Annotated in this window: 22 protein-coding genes; 14 read left to right on the top strand and 8 right to left on the bottom strand. The window is 32.8% G+C overall.

Annotated features, from left to right (window positions below; all coding sequences use genetic code 11):
* Positions 1-18: 18 nt before the first annotated feature.
* From E0Z07_RS14240 to E0Z07_RS14230, 3 genes are all read left to right on the top strand, one after another.
* Complete coding sequence (locus tag E0Z07_RS14240) at positions 19-885, top strand: MbnP family protein (RefSeq protein ID WP_006260139.1); 867 nt, start codon at positions 19-21, stop codon at positions 883-885.
* 79 nt (positions 886-964) lie between these two features.
* Positions 965-1,987 carry a cytochrome-c peroxidase gene (locus E0Z07_RS14235; RefSeq protein WP_131540862.1) on the top strand — a complete coding sequence of 341 codons (1,023 nt, stop codon included), beginning with the start codon at positions 965-967 and terminating at the stop codon, positions 1,985-1,987.
* Between the two features lie 182 nt (positions 1,988-2,169).
* Positions 2,170-2,418 (top strand): hypothetical protein, encoded by a 249-nt coding sequence (locus E0Z07_RS14230; protein WP_006260141.1) that lies wholly within the window; start codon positions 2,170-2,172, stop codon positions 2,416-2,418.
* 5 nt (positions 2,419-2,423) lie between these two features.
* Here the strand turns inward: E0Z07_RS14230 and E0Z07_RS14225 are convergent, their stop codons facing one another.
* The gene (locus tag E0Z07_RS14225) at positions 2,424-2,798 is read right to left on the bottom strand and encodes a winged helix-turn-helix transcriptional regulator (protein WP_016649346.1); all 375 of its coding nucleotides are present in this window, start codon (positions 2,796-2,798) and stop codon (positions 2,424-2,426) included.
* Positions 2,799-2,900: 102 nt separating this feature from the next.
* Between E0Z07_RS14225 and E0Z07_RS14220 the strand changes: the two genes are divergently transcribed.
* The 5 genes from E0Z07_RS14220 (at position 2,901) to E0Z07_RS14205 (ending at position 6,393) form a co-directional block, all read left to right on the top strand.
* Positions 2,901-3,431 carry an NAD(P)H-dependent oxidoreductase gene (locus E0Z07_RS14220; protein WP_131541094.1) on the top strand — a complete coding sequence of 177 codons (531 nt, stop codon included), beginning with the start codon at positions 2,901-2,903 and terminating at the stop codon, positions 3,429-3,431.
* 18 nt (positions 3,432-3,449) lie between these two features.
* Positions 3,450-4,238 (top strand): PhzF family phenazine biosynthesis protein, encoded by a 789-nt coding sequence (locus tag E0Z07_RS14215; protein ID WP_006260144.1) that lies wholly within the window; start codon positions 3,450-3,452, stop codon positions 4,236-4,238.
* Positions 4,239-4,454: 216 nt separating this feature from the next.
* Entirely contained in the window at positions 4,455-5,273 is an 819-nt protein-coding gene (locus tag E0Z07_RS14210; protein WP_006261302.1) for a GLPGLI family protein, read from the top strand.
* Positions 5,274-5,361: 88 nt separating this feature from the next.
* Positions 5,362-5,499, top strand: a complete 138-nt coding sequence (locus tag E0Z07_RS18070; RefSeq protein WP_006260146.1) for a hypothetical protein — start codon at positions 5,362-5,364, stop codon at positions 5,497-5,499.
* Between the two features lie 129 nt (positions 5,500-5,628).
* Complete coding sequence (locus E0Z07_RS14205) at positions 5,629-6,393, top strand: hypothetical protein (protein ID WP_006260147.1); 765 nt, start codon at positions 5,629-5,631, stop codon at positions 6,391-6,393.
* A 168-nt stretch (positions 6,394-6,561) separates the two neighbouring features.
* On the opposite strand, the gene E0Z07_RS14200 is transcribed toward E0Z07_RS14205, so the two are convergent.
* Entirely contained in the window at positions 6,562-7,560 is a 999-nt protein-coding gene (locus E0Z07_RS14200) for an OmpA family protein (RefSeq protein WP_006261300.1), read from the bottom strand.
* Positions 7,561-7,777: 217 nt separating this feature from the next.
* On the opposite strand from E0Z07_RS14200, the gene E0Z07_RS14195 reads away from it, so the two are divergent.
* A complete protein-coding gene (locus E0Z07_RS14195; RefSeq protein ID WP_036496835.1) occupies positions 7,778-8,332 on the top strand; it encodes a lipocalin family protein in 555 nt (184 codons plus the stop codon).
* A 182-nt stretch (positions 8,333-8,514) separates the two neighbouring features.
* A complete protein-coding gene (locus tag E0Z07_RS14190) occupies positions 8,515-9,204 on the top strand; it encodes a hypothetical protein (protein ID WP_006261298.1) in 690 nt (229 codons plus the stop codon).
* Here the strand turns inward: E0Z07_RS14190 and E0Z07_RS14185 are convergent.
* Positions 9,194-9,877 carry a CPBP family intramembrane glutamic endopeptidase gene (locus E0Z07_RS14185; RefSeq protein ID WP_006261297.1) on the bottom strand — a complete coding sequence of 228 codons (684 nt, stop codon included), beginning with the start codon at positions 9,875-9,877 and terminating at the stop codon, positions 9,194-9,196. The genes E0Z07_RS14190 and E0Z07_RS14185 overlap by 11 nt on opposite strands.
* A 234-nt stretch (positions 9,878-10,111) precedes the next feature.
* Between E0Z07_RS14185 and E0Z07_RS14180 the strand changes: the two genes are divergently transcribed.
* Genes E0Z07_RS14180 through E0Z07_RS18065 form a run of 3 tightly spaced genes read left to right on the top strand, consistent with a single transcriptional unit; the run spans position 10,112 to position 11,351 of the window.
* Positions 10,112-10,732, top strand: coding sequence for a hypothetical protein (locus E0Z07_RS14180; RefSeq protein WP_006261296.1), 621 nt, complete (start codon positions 10,112-10,114; stop codon positions 10,730-10,732).
* A 20-nt stretch (positions 10,733-10,752) separates the two neighbouring features.
* Entirely contained in the window at positions 10,753-11,238 is a 486-nt protein-coding gene (locus tag E0Z07_RS18290; protein ID WP_006261295.1) for a hypothetical protein, read from the top strand.
* The gene (locus E0Z07_RS18065; protein WP_016649356.1) at positions 11,193-11,351 is read left to right on the top strand and encodes a hypothetical protein; all 159 of its coding nucleotides are present in this window, start codon (positions 11,193-11,195) and stop codon (positions 11,349-11,351) included. Before E0Z07_RS18290 ends, E0Z07_RS18065 begins: the two co-directional genes overlap by 46 nt.
* Before the next feature lie 3 nt (positions 11,352-11,354).
* Here E0Z07_RS18065 and E0Z07_RS14165 read toward each other — a convergent pair whose 3' ends face one another.
* Positions 11,355-11,903: a GNAT family N-acetyltransferase gene (locus E0Z07_RS14165; protein ID WP_006261294.1), complete on the bottom strand. Its 549-nt coding sequence runs from the start codon at positions 11,901-11,903 to the stop codon at positions 11,355-11,357.
* Positions 11,904-11,988: 85 nt separating this feature from the next.
* Between E0Z07_RS14165 and E0Z07_RS14160 the strand changes: the two genes are divergently transcribed.
* Complete coding sequence (locus E0Z07_RS14160) at positions 11,989-12,159, top strand: NAD(P)-dependent oxidoreductase (protein ID WP_262491720.1); 171 nt, start codon at positions 11,989-11,991, stop codon at positions 12,157-12,159.
* A gap of 99 nt (positions 12,160-12,258) precedes the next feature.
* On the opposite strand, the gene pstB is transcribed toward E0Z07_RS14160, so the two are convergent.
* Genes pstB through E0Z07_RS14140 form a run of 4 tightly spaced genes read right to left on the bottom strand, consistent with a single transcriptional unit; the run spans position 12,259 to position 15,576 of the window.
* Positions 12,259-13,005, bottom strand: coding sequence for a phosphate ABC transporter ATP-binding protein PstB (gene pstB / locus E0Z07_RS14155; protein ID WP_006261292.1), 747 nt, complete (start codon positions 13,003-13,005; stop codon positions 12,259-12,261).
* Entirely contained in the window at positions 12,995-13,852 is an 858-nt protein-coding gene (gene pstA / locus E0Z07_RS14150; protein ID WP_006260158.1) for a phosphate ABC transporter permease PstA, read from the bottom strand. Before pstA ends, pstB begins: the two co-directional genes overlap by 11 nt.
* Positions 13,842-14,732, bottom strand: a complete 891-nt coding sequence (pstC, locus tag E0Z07_RS14145) for a phosphate ABC transporter permease subunit PstC (RefSeq protein WP_006260159.1) — start codon at positions 14,730-14,732, stop codon at positions 13,842-13,844. The genes pstA and pstC overlap by 11 nt, the downstream gene beginning before the upstream one ends.
* Before the next feature lies 1 nt (position 14,733).
* A complete protein-coding gene (locus E0Z07_RS14140; protein WP_006260160.1) occupies positions 14,734-15,576 on the bottom strand; it encodes a substrate-binding domain-containing protein in 843 nt (280 codons plus the stop codon).
* Between the last annotated feature and the right edge of the window lie 650 nt (positions 15,577-16,226).

The raw sequence follows: 16,226 nt of genomic DNA, 5'->3' as shown, positions 1-16,226 counted from the left end.
ACCTAATAAATAAGACAAATGAAAAATTTAACAAAGAGCTTTTTACTATTTGCAGCTTCATTAGCTGTTGTTTCTTGTTCTAATGATGATAGTAACGCTGTTGCTAATAATGTGACTTTAGAGTTTACAAATACATTCAAGGATAAAGTAATTGTTCTAGGTGATGCTAGTTCTTCTTCTGCTACTGTTAATAAATCTGCAGAGGGGCAAGAACATCAATTTTCTGAATTAAAATATGTGATTAGTAATATTCGTCTAATTAAAAATGATGGAAAAGAGATTCCTTATCATGTGAATGATTTAGATAAAGGAGCAACTGTTGTTAACCAAGCGAAGACAGAGACATTAAATTACTTATTAACTAATATCCCTAGAGGAGAGTATAAACAAATCAAATTTGGTCTAGGTGTACGCAGTGATCTAAATGTTCTTGATCAAATTAAGTTTCCTGTTTTTTATGCTAACGCTGGAGCTAATGATACTGAGATGATGTGGGAATGGGGAACAGGATATCGTTTTACTAAGATAGAAGGATTCTATGATGCTGATAAAAAGCAGATGTCTATACACACAGGAAGTACTCTAGATGATGGAGATAATGGTGAACTAATACAAGGTGTAGATGCGTATAGAGAGGTAGTCTTAAACTTACCAACGCATGCAGTGGTGGGAAGTTCTGCGCCAACGATTAAGATTAAAGCTGACTTTGATAAACTATTAACAGGGAAATCGAATACAATTAAATTAAGTACAGGTAAAGGGCCAAATGATAATGCTACACCTAATATTCATACAGCAGTACAGATGGTGAAGTTTGTAGATAATTTAGGAGGAAATGGAACGAGTGATGTTACTGGAATGTTCTCTATTATCAGTGTAAAATAAGAAGTACAAGTATAGAAGAGCTGTTATCTACATAACAGCTCTTTGTCTTCTAAAGGGTTTTATATAATTGCTATTACAAATGAAAACAACAACAAAAATAAGTGTACTATTACTTCTACTGTGCTTAATCTCTTGTAATAAGGATGAGTATGAAGATATTGTGATTGACAATCCAGAGATAGAGTTAGGAATTCCTACTAGTTTTCCAGAGTGGAACTCCGCTGCTTTAAAAAATAAACCTACAAAGTATGGAGTTGAATTAGGAGAAAAACTGTTTACAGATCCAAGGTTGAGCAAGGATAATACAATCTCCTGTTCTAGCTGTCATATACAAGAATCTGCTTATGCAGATCATCACGCTCAAGCGATAGGTATAGAAGGAAGGGTAGGGCTTCGCAATGCGCCTCCTATTCAGAACTTACTCTTTATGAAATATTACAATTGGGATGGTAGTAAACTTCAATTAGAGAATCAACCTATCGTGCCTATTATTACACATGAAGAAATGAACTCTTCTATCGTAGAAGTACTAGATAAAATAGGAACTGATATAGAGTATAAAAAGCTGTTTAAAAAAGCTTATGGAGATGAGTCTATGACTCCAGAGAGAATATATAAAAGTATCGCTCAGTATGAGTATACGCTGATCTCTGCTGATAGTAAGTACGATCGTGTTCAGCTAGGACAAGAGGAATTTACTAGTCAAGAGGCTTATGGATATAGGGTATTTACTCAGAAGTGCAGTAGCTGCCATAGTGGAGCACTTTTTACAGATCAAAGTTTTAGAAATATTGGTTTTCCTATCAATCTCGATAGTAATGAAGCGGGGAGAGCTAGGGTAACGGGTAATTTAAAAGACTATATGAGTTTTAGGGTACCTTCTCTTCGAAATATTGAATATACTGCACCTTATGGAAGCTTTGGGCAGTTTAGCTCTTTAAAAGAGGTGTTGGATTACTTTGATACAGGAGTATTAGATGCAGATAACTTAGACCCTATTTTCAAAGAGGCAAACAACCGTATCGCACTTAGTGAAGAAGAGAAAGAAGCTTTAATTGCTTTTATGTCTACTTTAAGTGATTCTAAGTTTATCGGTAAATAATATGTTAGTTATTGACTTGTAGTTTTTTATAGATTGTTATATAAAGTTTTTATTTAGTGTTTTTTATTGGTTGGAATATTCTTTTATAGATAGTTATTTTAATTGAATACTTAAAAAAGAGTGTAACAAATTATTATATTGAACTACTTATTAGCTAGATAAGATATTAAATACTAAAAAAGATGAATAAGGCAGATTATACAAATTATAGTATTGAAGAATTAAAACAAAAAGAAAAACAGTCAAAAGTATTAGCTGGTTTATTGGTAGGGATGCTTCTTGTTCTCTTGGTGTTCTTGGGATATAGAGCTTTGACAAAAGGCTTCAATGCTTTAATAGCTGTTCCTTTTGCACTTTTGCCAATTGTGATAAACTTATTCACTACTGCTAAAAATATTAGAAAAGAGATAGAATCTAGACAAGAGAAATAACTTTGTTACGCTTGTTTAGTTTCTTCTTCAAGGTTTTTATGCTCAGCTCCCCATTTGCCTAGAGCTTTAATGATGGGAGCTAGTTTTAGACCTATAGGTGTAAGTTCGTATTCTACTCGTGGCGGAACTTCTGGATATATAGTGCGGATAATAACCTTATTCTCTTCTAATTTGCGTAGTTGAAGAGTAAGCACTCTTTCTGTAATATTTGGTAATACCTTTTTAATCTCTCCAAAACGCATCTTCCCTTCAAGTAAATAACAACAAATAGCCATCGTCCATTGCCCTCCAATTATACTTGTGGCATATACCTCATTACATTCATTTTCAAGGGCTTTTTTGTTTTCGAAGTGAGTAGAAGTCTCCTTAATTTTGGTCATACTTACTTTTTTGATAGTATCTAACAATTGGGCGCTAAGGTACAAAAAGCTGTTTGAACTCCCTATTTTTGCAGTAGTAATAACGATTAATGCTAAGAAATGATGCGTACATTAGTGATCTTAATCCATCCTAATTTTGGAGAATCTATTGTAAATAAGTTATGGTTAAAGGAGTTAGAACAATCTCCTGAACGATACTTTATTCATAATTTACACAGTGAATATCCTGACGGAATACTTGATATTCAAAAAGAACAGGAATTGATAGAATCCTATGACCATATTGTATTTCAATTTCCCTTTTACTGGTTTAATTGTCCTCCTTTGTTTAAAACGTGGTTAGATGAGGTACTGACTTATGGCTGGGCTTATGGTAGCCAGAGTGGGTATAAGATGAGTAATAAGAAAATAGGATTAGCTATAACAGCTGGGATTGATGAGAAGGAATATAGTGCAGATGGAAAGTATAAATATACTTTAGAACAACTGTTAGCCCCTTTTGAAGTAACCTTTAATTACATTAAGGCTGACTATCAAGGATTCTATGCATACTATGGTATAGAGCAGGATAGCTCAGTAGAAACCATCAAAAACAGTGTAATTCCTTACGTACAATTTATAGAAACAATATAATATTTTAAAAAGTAGATAATGACATTAGAATTATATCAAATAGATGCCTTTACAGAACATATTTTTCATGGAAACCCAGCTTGTGTTGTACCCTTAAAAAGTTGGTTACCTGACGAGGTATTATTTAAAATAACAAGAGAGAATGCGGTTGCAGAGACAGCATTCTTTATTGATAACGGAGATAGTATTCATTTGAGATGGTTTACTCCTGAGATAGAAATGGACTTATGTGGTCATGCTACATTGGCTACAGCGCACTGTCTATCAAGTATATTAAACTATCCAAAGGACAGAATTGTATTTGATACCAAGAGTGGTGAGCTAATCGTAGAGGTTAAGGATGGGATGTACTATATGGATTTTCCTTCAAGAATGCCAGAGGCTTCAGCATTACCTGATGTTATCGCTAAATCACTTAATATACAGCCTAAAGAAGTTTTTAAATCTAGAGATTATATCTTAGTCTATGAGTCAGAGGAAGAGATAAAGAATATTAAAGTGAATCAATCTGTATTAGATTTAATCAACCTAGACCCAGGAGGAGTGGTAGTAACATCAACAGGGGTAGAGAGTGATTTTGTTTCTAGATATTTCACACCTCAGTCTACTATTCTTGAGGATCCTGTAACTGGATCAGCACATTGTTCTCTTATTCCATTCTGGTCATCACGATTAGGCAAGCATATACTTTTTGCAAAGCAAATATCAGAAAGAGGTGGTGAGTTATACTGTGAGAATAAAGCCGAAAGAGTAATCGTAGCTGGTAAAGCAAGAGTTTATTCTAAGGGACAGTTTGGGATAGAATAATATAACTCAAAACGAGGATAAGTAAAGCTTATCCTCGTTTGTATTTTAGGGGAGTTTATTGATTATTAACAGTCTATTTCTTAATGATAAAAGGAGATTAGTGCTAGATTGTTATCAAGGCAATAAAATCAATATTAAATATTCAGGAGGTAATTAGAAGTTTTTTTATATGTTTACTAGTCTAGTAACAAACACTTAAAAAACTAAATATTTATCATGAAAAAACTTTGTCTTATTTTAACCTTAGCATTGGTAGGCAACACTTTGGCACAAGAATCTAATGATTCTATTGCTGTCAGTAGATTCTTTTATAGCACAAAAATCGTAAAGGACCCTCAAAAAACAAATCAGATAACGGAAGGGGTAGCTATTCTAGATATTAATCAAAGTAATTCTCGCTTTACTGATTATGGAAGCCTACAGCGAAGTGAGTTTATGGCAACCTCGAAGACAGATAAATCATTGTCTAGAATGGATATAATGAATAAACTAAAGCAGTTTAAATCTGGTTTTGCTTGGTCTGTATATAGTAATGCTGATGAAAATAAGTTTTATCTTGAACAAAGTAGACAAAAGTATTATTACAAAGAGGATAAAAATAGTATCAAATGGACAACTGCTCCTGAAGTAACTCAATGGGAAGAATATAAGGTACAAGAGGCAACAACAAGCTACGGTGGACGTGTGTGGTATGCTTTATTTACAACAGACATTCCTGCCTTAAATGGTCCTTATAAGTTTAATAATCTACCTGGTTTTGTAGTTAAGGCATGGGATGCGGCAGGAGAGTATACTTTTGAGTTTACTAATAGCCAAAATATAAAATTAGCTAAGGATGCTTTAGACGGATTAGCTAATTATGAAGAGGTGTCTAAAAAACAAGCTAAGAAAGCAGATAAGGTTTTTTATAATAAAACAGCTGTAGATTTACTGATAGAGTTAAATCCAGGAAATGCAAAAAATATAGATCAATATCCAGCAGGGATGAAACAGAAACTAATCTTAAGTAGTAATCCTATAGAAAAAGATTTTTAATTAAGTCATAATTATTACTGATGGAAGTAATGCTGATTGATAGGAGTATGATAACTTTGCACTAGAGTATATACTAATACAGATAACAATGGGAAGAAATACACCTGCGAATAGAAAGGCTGTCAAGGATAAAATAGATAAAAAGAAGAAGAAAGAACAGGAAGCAGCTGTTAAACGCAAAGCACTTCTAAAAGAGATAGTTAACCAAATGGCTAATAAGAAGTAGTTATTTGGACATAAAATATAAAGCCTATATCAAAGGAATTACTATTGATATAGGCTTTTTTATGCTTACTAGCTATAATTTTTATAAGAATAGATTATCTTAGATAAGGTATTAATAAAGAGTAATAATATGAAACAAGTTTTAACCTTACTTATCGCTTTGTTTAGCATGATGTCTGTTTATGCAAAATGTGGATCGTTTGGCTTAAGTGCTTTCCCTAATGGATCGACCATTAATCAGAACTCTATCTTTATGATAGAGGGCTATGCTGACAGTCAATTAATCATTAAAGCGCTTAATAAGGAATATCCCATATATCTTAAAAGTGGTGATAAGATAGTGCCTTTAATTGTGACAGAGACTTACGTAGGCAGTTTTAATTTGACACAAGCTATCTTAAAGCCTGAGACAGAGTTAGAGGCAGGCCTTGAATATACCTTAGTAATTGATAGTCTACCTCAACATGAACAATTAGAAAGACGTAATACAGAGTCGGGTGAATATGAAGCCATAAAGTATAAGGTATTGCCTACTGTAGATACTGATAAACCTGTGGTTGATTCTAAGCCTAAGATAGAAAAGAAAGAAAACGTTATGTATGGATGTGGTCCTTCTTCTAATGTGATATTTTCTAATCCTGCCAAAGATGATTCAGAGTTCTTAGTAAAGACTACAATGAAAAATGTAAAGACAAAAGAAGAAACTACTTATTATTTAGTTGCTTATAAAGATACTATTAGTGTAGGGCATGGTATGTGTTCAGGGGCTTTTAGTTTTAAAAGAGATAATGATTATGAAATAGAGTTTGCCTTTATGGATAGTTCTGGTAATATAACTGAATGGGAAGGAAAGCGAATTAAGTTTAGTCCTCCTACGTTTAAGGGAATATTTTAATGTATTAGAAATAGGTAATTGCATATTATGTTCTGTGTATACCACATGATACAAATATATAATATGATATTCATATAAAAACCACCTACAGCCTGTGCATTAAGACATGCCCCAATAAGGTAAATACTTATTGGGGCATGTTTAAAGGAGAGCACTATTGATATAGTCTTATTTTACTCGAATTAGTTCGACTCTTCTGTTCTTAGCCTTATTGCTATCAGAGTCATTAGCAACTAATGGGTTATCTGCACCCAAGCCTTTAGCAGATAGAATCTCTTTAGCGATGCCTTGTTTTATTAGGGCATTCATCACTGCATTAGCTCTATCGGTAGATAGTTTTTTGTTGTGAGATGCTTCTCCTGTATTGTCTGTATGTCCTTCAATTGAAATCTTTAAAGAAGGATCTTTCTTTAAAGCTATTGCTATTTCGTCAACTGTTTTCTCTCCATCTTGAGTAAGTATAGATTTATCGATATCAAAGTTGATATATAAGATAGATTTACCTTTCTCTGTTAGATCTTTTACTATTTCGTCTGCTGTAATTTTAGTAATTGTCTGCTGTAGGGCTTCTTCTTGTAAGATATTAAGCTTACCACCTGCATTATTAGCCGTGTATTGGATATAAACGTTTCCTTGATTATGTGTACGGATAATATAAAGTTTAATTAATTCTCCAGTATATCCGATATCTCCTTCATCTCCTTTATTAGGATCTTGCTTATTATAACGTTCATATTCTTCCCCTGTGATTTCTCCTTCAAAGACTTTCACTGCTCCTATAGAATTTAAATAATCCTCTAAGCTTTTTTCAAAGTAGCGTTGAGAAAACTCTTCTCCTGCTACAGCAGTTACATTAGTTTTATACAGTTTTCCTTCAATAGGAGTCATTACTCCATCAATAGGGAAGTAACATACATCAAAGTTTTTCTGAAATGGTTTGTTCATTTCTTTTAATCCTTTAGGTAAGGTAAAGAATGGGAAAGTACCTATATCCGCTTTGCTATAAGCTATATCTTCAATATTAAATCCAGCTTTAGGTGCGTCTATTTCTTCAACATTTGTTGAGGTTTGTTCAGTTGTTATTTCGGGGGTATTTTCTTCTTTGTTCTTTTGGTTACAAGACATTACGATTAATGCCATTGCTAATAAAAGTGTGTTTTTTTTCATGATCTGAGCTTTTGATTCGATTATTGTTGTTTTTTGACAATTCAAAAATCGGTAAAAAAATGATAGATAGGATATTAAATTGCAAAAAAGGAATGAAAACTTAATATAGATAGACCTTTTTATTCAATAATAAATGTTGTTTAAAATAATTCTAAATAATATAGTTGTATTAAAAGTAGTTTTTTTTATTTTTGATAAAACTCAAAATGTACTAATTATGAATTACTTTATCCGTTTCAGTTTATTATTCTTTTGTGCAACCTTCTTAATATCGTGTAATAATAGTGATATTCCAGAGAAAGCTACGCCAGTTACTAATTTTGATGTTGACCGTTATTTGGGAACGTGGTATGAGATAGCGCGTTTTGACTTTCGATTTGAAAAAGATTTGAATAATACTTCAGCTCAGTACAGTCTAGATAAAGATGGGAATGTAGAGGTTCTTAATAGTGGATATAATTACGTAGAGAAGGAGTGGTCTGTAGCAAAAGGAGTAGCAAAGTTTAGAAAAGATAAAGGAACAGCAGCTTTAAAAGTTAGTTTCTTTGGGCCTTTCTATTCTGGTTATAATGTCATTGCTTTAGATGAAGATTATCGATATGCTTTAATAGCAGGGAAGAATCTTGATTATTTATGGATTCTATCTAGAGAAAAAACTTTGCCTGAAGATGTGAAAGTAAAGTATTTAGAAATTGCTAAAGAAGTTGGATATGATACTAGCAAGCTTATATGGGTAGAGCATGATAAGAACAATAATCCCTATTTAAAATAATAAGAAGAGTATTCTCTAAAGAGACTTTATAGATATAGCTTAGGAATATGTAAGTTACGTTTATTATTAACACAGTTGTGAGTATCTAACCCTTATTTACTGTAGGATATGTTTTTTATAAATGTAAATCGTTATATTACAGGTAGGATACAAATGATAATGTAATAAAAACGTTTAAATCTATGACTATATATAGTTATCACTTAGTGAAAGTATCTTTATGGATGAGACTAAAATTGCTATTTAATTCACATAGATTAAAGAGACAAAAGGGTTTATTACACATAGAAGTAATGTCTAGCATGGTGTTAGGTTCTCCTATTTTTTCCCTATCTAGATTAAAACTTAGGTACGTAGTTATATTTGCCCAATGGGAAGATGAACGTGTATTAGATTATTTTTTAATCCATAATAAGATTGGTAGAACACTTGCAAAAGGAGAGTATCTCAAGTTAAAATTAATTAGACAATGGGGAAATGTCTCAGGGTTTGTACCAGAGGAACTAGTGAGTATTAGCGAAGACCAATCCGCTTCAGTTGTAGCAGTTACAGTGGCTAGGATGAAGTTCTTACAGATACCAAGGTTTATTAAATGGGGGAGACCAGTAGAGATGCTGGTTCGTGATCACCCAGGAGTACTATTTGCTAAAGCTTCTATTGGTTTTCCACATACAGTCTCTACTTTCTCCTTATGGAATACACAGAAAGATATGTTAGACATGGTCAAGGGATATGGCAAAGTAGATAAACCTAACCGTCATATAGACGCGATGAAAGAAAGAGAGCGAAAGGACTTTCATTATGAATTTACGACTCTTAGGTTTAGTGTTATTTCAGCATCTGAGAAGTGGAGTAGTAAGGTTAAAGAATAAAGGAGATATAAAAGCACTGTACAACTACACGGATATAGTTAAAGAAAGTGTGAATTACAGTACAGTATAAGATGTTACGATTGGTGATTTTAGAAAGATACCCAAAGAAAAGCGAGGCAAAGAATACTAGTACAAGTGCTAGTATGGCATTCGGTAACGGCATAATATAAAAGAAGCCTAAGTGCGCAATAGTCATTAGTACAGCCGTGATTATATTACCTGGACTGATACTTTTAGTAGAAGGTTTGATGTATTTATCAATGTAATTTTGGATTAACCCTCTGTATAAAACTTCTTCTCCTAATGCCTTTATTGGTAAACATATTAAAATCAAGAACCAAATCTGATCTAAGTATTCATGATGTATATCTGATGAATCTGATAAGAATATCTGTAGACTATTAACTACTAAAAAAATAAAAGCAAACAGACTAGTGTATTTGATTAGGTTTTTCTTAGACTTGCTGTCTATGTTTAGTTTTAAAGAAACGCGAATAGGTAATGTATGTTTCTTGATTAAAAGGATACTTAGAATAATTAAAGGCACAGAGGCTAGTACTGATTGATACTCTGTATTACCTATAAAGCTTAATGACAGATAGGTAGCTGTAATAACAGTATATAATAAAAAATATAATAGAATCGGATAGATAAGTTTATGCTGTATCTTCATAATAATTGTTTAGTTAGTAGTGTTTTTCATTATCTTTACTAAGATAGAGATAGTTTTTTCTGTAAAGTAATGTAAAAGAAAGAATTGTATAGTGTTTTTTAATATGAGAGTTTGTTTTTTATTTTTCTGTCTATTATTTAGTAGTATAGATAGCTTTGGACAATATAGTACTAATGATCAATTAACGATGAATGGACAAATCGTATAAAATATTATACAATAAATAGGTTCAAAATGAATTATACTTATCTTTTATATGGTGTAGTAGTATGGTTGGTTATAAGTGTCGTGATTAGAACGATAAGTAGGACCTCTAATAAGGTAGTAGCCCCATCCATTAAACCTTCTCCCTTTGGAATCGAGTTAATAGAGAATGGTTTTCTTCAATATGCAAATCCTGAGTTAATCGATTCCTTGGAGTTAGATATTATCGAGTCATTCTATATTCACGATGATGAGACCTATAAGTTCGCTCATATTGATGCAGAGGAAATGGCAGAGTTTAACTTTGATTTCTTTCTTCCTCAATTAAATGCAATACTTGGAAAAAGGGCTCTAGAACTAGAGGTAAAAGTAGCAGATGATTATGAATATACTCATGATATTATTATTAACGATAAAAGAATTAACTTATATACACAGTATGATTTAGATAATGACTTGATATGGGATTCTTCAGTAAGGAATTTCTTTAAAGAAGTAAATGCTATACTAGAGTATAACTTTATAAAGGAGAGATTTTACTTGATATCAGGTGGACACGACTTAGCGACTTTATTACTTACAGATAAACAGTTTTTTATCATTATGGAATACTTTAAAGACAATCCTAATGAAATTCCTTATAGACCATAATAGAATAAAAACTACTTATTATGAAAGTAAGAGAGTTACATATTGATTCAGAAGTAAAAGTATTTGTTGTAGTTAATAAAGACAATGAAGATGTGCTTGAGTGGGAGGTTGAAGCTACTCAATATTCTGTATTACCAGATGAAGAAGGGAATTTTTTTGTCAAAGGATTAGAGATTTCGAATACTGGTATATCTGAAGTATATGTAGGAATAACACTTCCTGAACGAATAAGTGAGATAGGGCTTATAAAAAACACTCTAGAACAAATTGAAGTATTAGAGAATATGTTTAGTAGTCAGTTTCTTCCTTTAGTAGCTTGTGAATCCTATGGAAATTATGAGTTATATTATGTGCATACGAATCCGAAAATAGGAATAGAGGTATTAGAAGAAGGGCTTCAACAGTCTAATCATTATGGAGCTATTGCTGAAGATTTAGGATATATTTATCGAGATGAACAATGTATTCATCAAGCTATAAAGCTTTTAAGATTAGCGAAGAGATAGGAGTATCTTCTTGCTATATTTATAAAGAGCTAGCAGATTTATATGAAGAGCTAGGTAATACTCCAATGAAAGAAGAGTATAACCTTAAGTATATTGAAAATGGAGGTCTATAGTATCTACCTCAACGCCATCCACATACTCATATTATCATAGTACCTATCATTGTCCCTAATAAAGTTAGGTATAATGCTTATTTCTTTAAACCCTTGTTTACGGTATAATTCTATTCCTGCTATATTCTCTGTATAGACATCTAATGTAAGTATCTCAAGTGTATTATTTCTTTTAGCCCATTCTACAGCACTACTTAATAATGCTGTTCCTAATCCTGTGTTTCTCCATTCTAGTAATATTCCCATTCCTAATACAGCTGTATGCTGTAGTGTCTTTCTATGCTGTCCTGTTAGATCTAAATTCCCTATTAGTTGCCCATTGTGTTCTGCCACTAACATTATAGAATTATCAGCACTATTTAGTTTCTCAATCCAAGCTTCTATTTCTGCTATAGTCTTATTAAAATCATTACTAGTAATAGGAATATACTCAGCGTTATCTAGATATTGTTTGATAAGATCTAGTAGAGCATGAGCATCATTTGAGCTTGCAAGGCGAATAGTTACTTGTTTATTGTTCTTTAAAGAAGTCGTTATAGGAGTAAATAGCATACTTAAGTCAGTTAGAATAGAGGTAACAATATAGGAATAAGTAGAATAAGTAACAACGTTAAGATATTCTAATGGAGCAGAATTAATCGAACGCGGAGCATTGCTTAATGTGCTTCAGAGTAGGCAGAAGCTATTAGTCGGAGTAGATGTCTATGAGCAAGAGCCTATCTATGATACTAATTATGAGTTACTACATTTTGATAATGTTGTATGCACACCTCATATAGGGTATGTGGAAGAGTCTAGTTATATATAATAAAAAAACGAATACCTTATAAGGTATCCGTTTTTACTCTAATAAGTCAGACTTATTGATGACGAAGTAGGTAAGTGGTCTACTTGGCATTTTTATTTTTTATCCGAAAACACCGTTGATATAATTCTTAGTCATTTCGTGTTTAGGATTCTCAAAGATATCTTGTGTCAAACCGCTTTCTTTTACTTCACCTAGATACATAAAGTAAGTTTGATCAGCGATACGCTGTGCTTGTTGCATATTATGTGTTACAATAGCGATTGTATATTTCTCTTTTAAATGAAGAATAAGTTCCTCTATTTTAATTGTACTTACAGGGTCAAGTGCAGAACACGGTTCATCCATTAAGATTACTTCCGGACGAAGTGCTACAGCTCTTGCTATACACAGACGTTGTTGTTGTCCTCCTGATAAGCGATAAGCTGGCATCTTTAAATCATCTTTTACTTCATCCCATAAGAAGGCTTCCGTTAATGCTTTTTCGATTACACTTTTATCATGAGGTAGATTATTAATCTTTAGACCATAAGCAATATTGTCATAGATGCTTTTCGGAAAGGGATTCGCTTTTTGGAATACCATCCCGATGCGTTTTCTAATCTCCGTTACAGGTATAGTTTTAGAATAAATATCCATATCTTCTAACTTGATAGTCCCATTTATTTTAGCATAGGGAACTAAGTCGTGCATACGGTTAAAGCTTCTTAGTAAAGTACTCTTACCACAACCAGAAGGTCCGATAAGGGCAGTTATTTTATTTTCTTCAAATTCTACACTTACATTTTTTAAAACTTGTTTGCTTCCAAAGCTAATATTTAAGTTCTCAGCAGATAATTTAGTTTTCATTTTTTCTGAATTTATAACGGATATAAAATGCGCTTAAGTTTAATAGGAACACTACGATAATCAACACTAATGCTGTTCCATAAGCAATAGGTCTTACTTCTTCTATTGACTGATGTTGCGTCGATAGCATATATAAGTGATAAGGCAGAGCCATAAACTCCTGGTTTAGGTATCCATTCGTATCACTGATATAAAACGCAGCCCCTGTGAATAAGATGGGGGCTGTTTCACCTGCTGCTCTTGATAGGGTTAATACTACACCTGTTAGAATACCTGGTACTGCAGAAGGAATCACCACATCTTTAATAGTCTCAAATTTAGTAGCTCCTACTGCTAGTGCTGCTTCTCTCGTACTATTTGGTATTTGCATTAATGCCTCTTCTGTAGTTGTGATAATATAAGGAAGTGATAATAGTCCTAATGTTAATCCTGCAGCTAGTAAAGAAGTTCCTAGAGATAATGTCTGAACAAATAAGGCTAATCCGAATAGTCCATAGATAATAGAAGGAACACCTGATAAATTACGTATAGCTGCTCTAATCGTTCTAGTCAACCAGTTGTTTTCTGCATATTCATTTAAGTAGATCGCACAGAATACACCGAATGGAATACTGAATAAAGCCGTGATAAGGGTAATAAGCACTGTACCTATAATCGGTGTAAGAATACCTCCCTTAGTCATTCCTTCTTTAGGAATAGTAGAGATAAACTCCCAAGATAAACTTCCCATTCCCTTTGTCACAATCTCTAGGATGATTACAACAAGGAAAAAGCACACGATAAGAGTGGTTCCTACTAATGTTCCCCATTCTACGATAGAGGATAGTTTTAGTTTATTATGCTGCATGGTATTTTCTTAATCTATTTATAAAATATTCTCCTACTAGGTTTGCGATAAGTGTCATGAAGAACAAAACTGTCGCTAGAGCGTATAACCCATAGTAGTGTGTAGTTTGATAAGGAACTTCCCCCATTTCGATAGCGATAGTCGCTGTCATTGTTTTTACAGAATCAAAGAATCCAGTAGGGATTAACGCTGCATTACCTGTTGCCATAAGTACAGTCATGGTCTCTCCGATGGCTCTACCTACTCCTAACATGACTGCAGAGATAATACCTGGAGCTGCTGCGGGAAGGATTACTTTGCGAAGAGTCTGCCATTTAGTAGCGCCTACACCATAGCTTGCTTCTTTATATGTTTTTGGTACTGCATGTATAGCATCTTCTGCAATCGTAATAATAGTAGGTAGTGCCATTATCGCTAGTAAGATAGCTCCATTTAAGGCATTAAGACCATTAGGTAAGCCTGCCATATCAGCTAAGCCAGGGCTTACCACTACGATTCCTAAGAAACCAATAACTACTGAAGGAACTGCAGCTAACATTTCTATAGCTGGTTTTAAAATATTCTTTAGTCGTGTACCAGCGTATTCAGATATAAATGCAGCTGTACCTATTCCTAGAGGAATAGCGATAAGCATCGCTCCTAAGGTTACTATGGTAGTACTTAGTATAAGAGGGAGCATTCCATATACAGGGTTCTTTGCTGTAGGATTCCATTCCATCCCTGTGATAAAATCAAGGGGTTTTACATCCATAAAGAAGGAAATAGAATTGTATATTAACATGGCTAATATTCCTCCTAATAAACAAAGCACTAAAAGACCAGTCGCTTTAAAGATGTATTTAAAAGTAACATCTAATCCTATTCTAACGTTATATTTCATATTATGGTCGTTCTATTATATAATAACCGTGTTCTTTGATCAGTTGTTTTCCGATCTCACCGTTTTCAAAGTCAATGAATGGTTTTACCTTTTCCCACGAATCTTCTAAGATGAACTGATACAGTGGTCTCTGGAAGAAGTATAGACTGTTATTGATTGCATTGGAGTCTATAGGAGAATAAGCTTGTGAAGTAGGAGTTTCTTTAATACTCAATATCTTTACAGTAGGATTAGTAGCTGTCTCGTGAGAGATATAACCTGCACCTACATAGCCTATCCCAGATTTGTCCGTTTTTATACCTTCTAAGATTTGAGCATTTCCTGTCATTTCTTTAGCTGCATTAGAAAACTCTATCTTTAGCTTCTTCTTAATAAAGGAGTGTGTACCTGAGCTACTCTGACGTCCATAGATATTAATAGGTAAGTCTACAGAAGTAAGTTCTTTCCAATTGGTGATTTCTCCTTTCATTATTTTAGCTAAAGTTTCAAGATCTATTTCTTCTATAGGTAGATCCTTATGTACTACAAAGGCAGTAGCATCTTCAGCAAATATGACAGTACGAAGCTTTATATTCTTGTTTTCGAACTGTGCAATCTCTTTGTCTGATAAAGGGCGAGAAGAATTAGCGATGTCAGCTTGACCATTTAGTAAAGAGGTAATACCAATACCTGAACCACCACCAGAAATAGCAATACTAAAGTCAGAATCTATTAGAGTGTATTTCTCTGCTAGGTTTACTGCTAAATTTACCTCTGTGTCAGAACCTTTCATCTTGATAGAATGATCCTTGTCTCCACAGGAAAGTAATAATAAAGAAGAAAAAATAACTAGACTTTTTCTCATAGATAAATAGTGTTTTTTCATTGAGACAAAGTACCTCTGTGATTGTGACCTATAGGTTACTGGTATGTTATCAAAGGGTTAAGGAGGGTTATTTATTAATAATATAACAGATGTGACAAAAAATCAGTTATCTCTTATTAATGATAGGGGTAAATATTGAAAGTTAATAATTTTTTAGGGACTTTCTCATTTTGCGCAATGAAATTGCAGTATTGATTAAACTTTTTAATGTTACTATAAGGTTAATATTTAAGGAAGGTTAAACATAGGTAAATAGAATCCCACTTTATTCCTTTACAAATCCTACACTATTACTTAAGAAAGCATCTTCAATAAAATAGAAGTAAAGTTCTAATTCTCTTTCATGACATAAGGTTTATCTATTTACTTAAAATGAGAACCATCTTTAACACAATAATTTACTTTATAAATACACTGATTTAATTAGTGAAAATATAACTATTTGTTAAAGTATAATGCTCTATTTGAATGTTATGTTTTTAAAGAGTTTAAAAGAAATAATCCTAAGGTGATATTTGATTTATTTAAGTTTATAGGCATTTTACTATTGTTATCTTATTGTTTTAAATAGATTAAGGGATTGTTGTTTTGTAGTAATTACTTAATGTTTATTTAATTCTTTACAATGC

It is taken from the genome of Myroides odoratimimus, assembly GCF_004337635.1.
Taxonomy (GTDB): Bacteria; Bacteroidota; Bacteroidia; order Flavobacteriales; family Flavobacteriaceae; genus Flavobacterium; species Flavobacterium odoratimimum.
Note: the sequence above shows the minus strand (reverse complement) of the source record. Positions and strands in the feature narration are given on the sequence as shown.

What these genes read in the sequence shown, in the direction of transcription:
- E0Z07_RS14240 (WP_006260139.1), top strand. Translation starts at nt 19, where the DNA reads ATGAAAAATTTAACAAAGAGCTTTTTACTATTTGCAGCTTCATTAGCT.
- E0Z07_RS14235 (WP_131540862.1), top strand. Translation starts at nt 965, where the DNA reads ATGAAAACAACAACAAAAATAAGTGTACTATTACTTCTACTGTGCTTA.
- E0Z07_RS14230 (WP_006260141.1), top strand. Translation starts at nt 2,170, where the DNA reads ATGAATAAGGCAGATTATACAAATTATAGTATTGAAGAATTAAAACAA.
- E0Z07_RS14225 (WP_016649346.1), bottom strand. Translation starts at nt 2,798, where the DNA reads ATGACCAAAATTAAGGAGACTTCTACTCACTTCGAAAACAAAAAAGCC.
- E0Z07_RS14220 (WP_131541094.1), top strand. Translation starts at nt 2,901, where the DNA reads ATGCGTACATTAGTGATCTTAATCCATCCTAATTTTGGAGAATCTATT.
- E0Z07_RS14215 (WP_006260144.1), top strand. Translation starts at nt 3,450, where the DNA reads ATGACATTAGAATTATATCAAATAGATGCCTTTACAGAACATATTTTT.
- E0Z07_RS14210 (WP_006261302.1), top strand. Translation starts at nt 4,455, where the DNA reads ATGAAAAAACTTTGTCTTATTTTAACCTTAGCATTGGTAGGCAACACT.
- E0Z07_RS18070 (WP_006260146.1), top strand. Translation starts at nt 5,362, where the DNA reads ATGGGAAGAAATACACCTGCGAATAGAAAGGCTGTCAAGGATAAAATA.
- E0Z07_RS14205 (WP_006260147.1), top strand. Translation starts at nt 5,629, where the DNA reads ATGAAACAAGTTTTAACCTTACTTATCGCTTTGTTTAGCATGATGTCT.
- E0Z07_RS14200 (WP_006261300.1), bottom strand. Translation starts at nt 7,560, where the DNA reads ATGAAAAAAAACACACTTTTATTAGCAATGGCATTAATCGTAATGTCT.
- E0Z07_RS14195 (WP_036496835.1), top strand. Translation starts at nt 7,778, where the DNA reads ATGAATTACTTTATCCGTTTCAGTTTATTATTCTTTTGTGCAACCTTC.
- E0Z07_RS14190 (WP_006261298.1), top strand. Translation starts at nt 8,515, where the DNA reads ATGACTATATATAGTTATCACTTAGTGAAAGTATCTTTATGGATGAGA.
- E0Z07_RS14185 (WP_006261297.1), bottom strand. Translation starts at nt 9,877, where the DNA reads ATGAAGATACAGCATAAACTTATCTATCCGATTCTATTATATTTTTTA.
- E0Z07_RS14180 (WP_006261296.1), top strand. Translation starts at nt 10,112, where the DNA reads ATGAATTATACTTATCTTTTATATGGTGTAGTAGTATGGTTGGTTATA.
- E0Z07_RS18290 (WP_006261295.1), top strand. Translation starts at nt 10,753, where the DNA reads ATGAAAGTAAGAGAGTTACATATTGATTCAGAAGTAAAAGTATTTGTT.
- E0Z07_RS18065 (WP_016649356.1), top strand. Translation starts at nt 11,193, where the DNA reads ATGTATTCATCAAGCTATAAAGCTTTTAAGATTAGCGAAGAGATAGGA.
- E0Z07_RS14165 (WP_006261294.1), bottom strand. Translation starts at nt 11,903, where the DNA reads ATGCTATTTACTCCTATAACGACTTCTTTAAAGAACAATAAACAAGTA.
- pstB (WP_006261292.1), bottom strand. Translation starts at nt 13,005, where the DNA reads ATGAAAACTAAATTATCTGCTGAGAACTTAAATATTAGCTTTGGAAGC.
- pstA (WP_006260158.1), bottom strand. Translation starts at nt 13,852, where the DNA reads ATGCAGCATAATAAACTAAAACTATCCTCTATCGTAGAATGGGGAACA.
- pstC (WP_006260159.1), bottom strand. Translation starts at nt 14,732, where the DNA reads ATGAAATATAACGTTAGAATAGGATTAGATGTTACTTTTAAATACATC.
- E0Z07_RS14140 (WP_006260160.1), bottom strand. Translation starts at nt 15,576, where the DNA reads ATGAGAAAAAGTCTAGTTATTTTTTCTTCTTTATTATTACTTTCCTGT.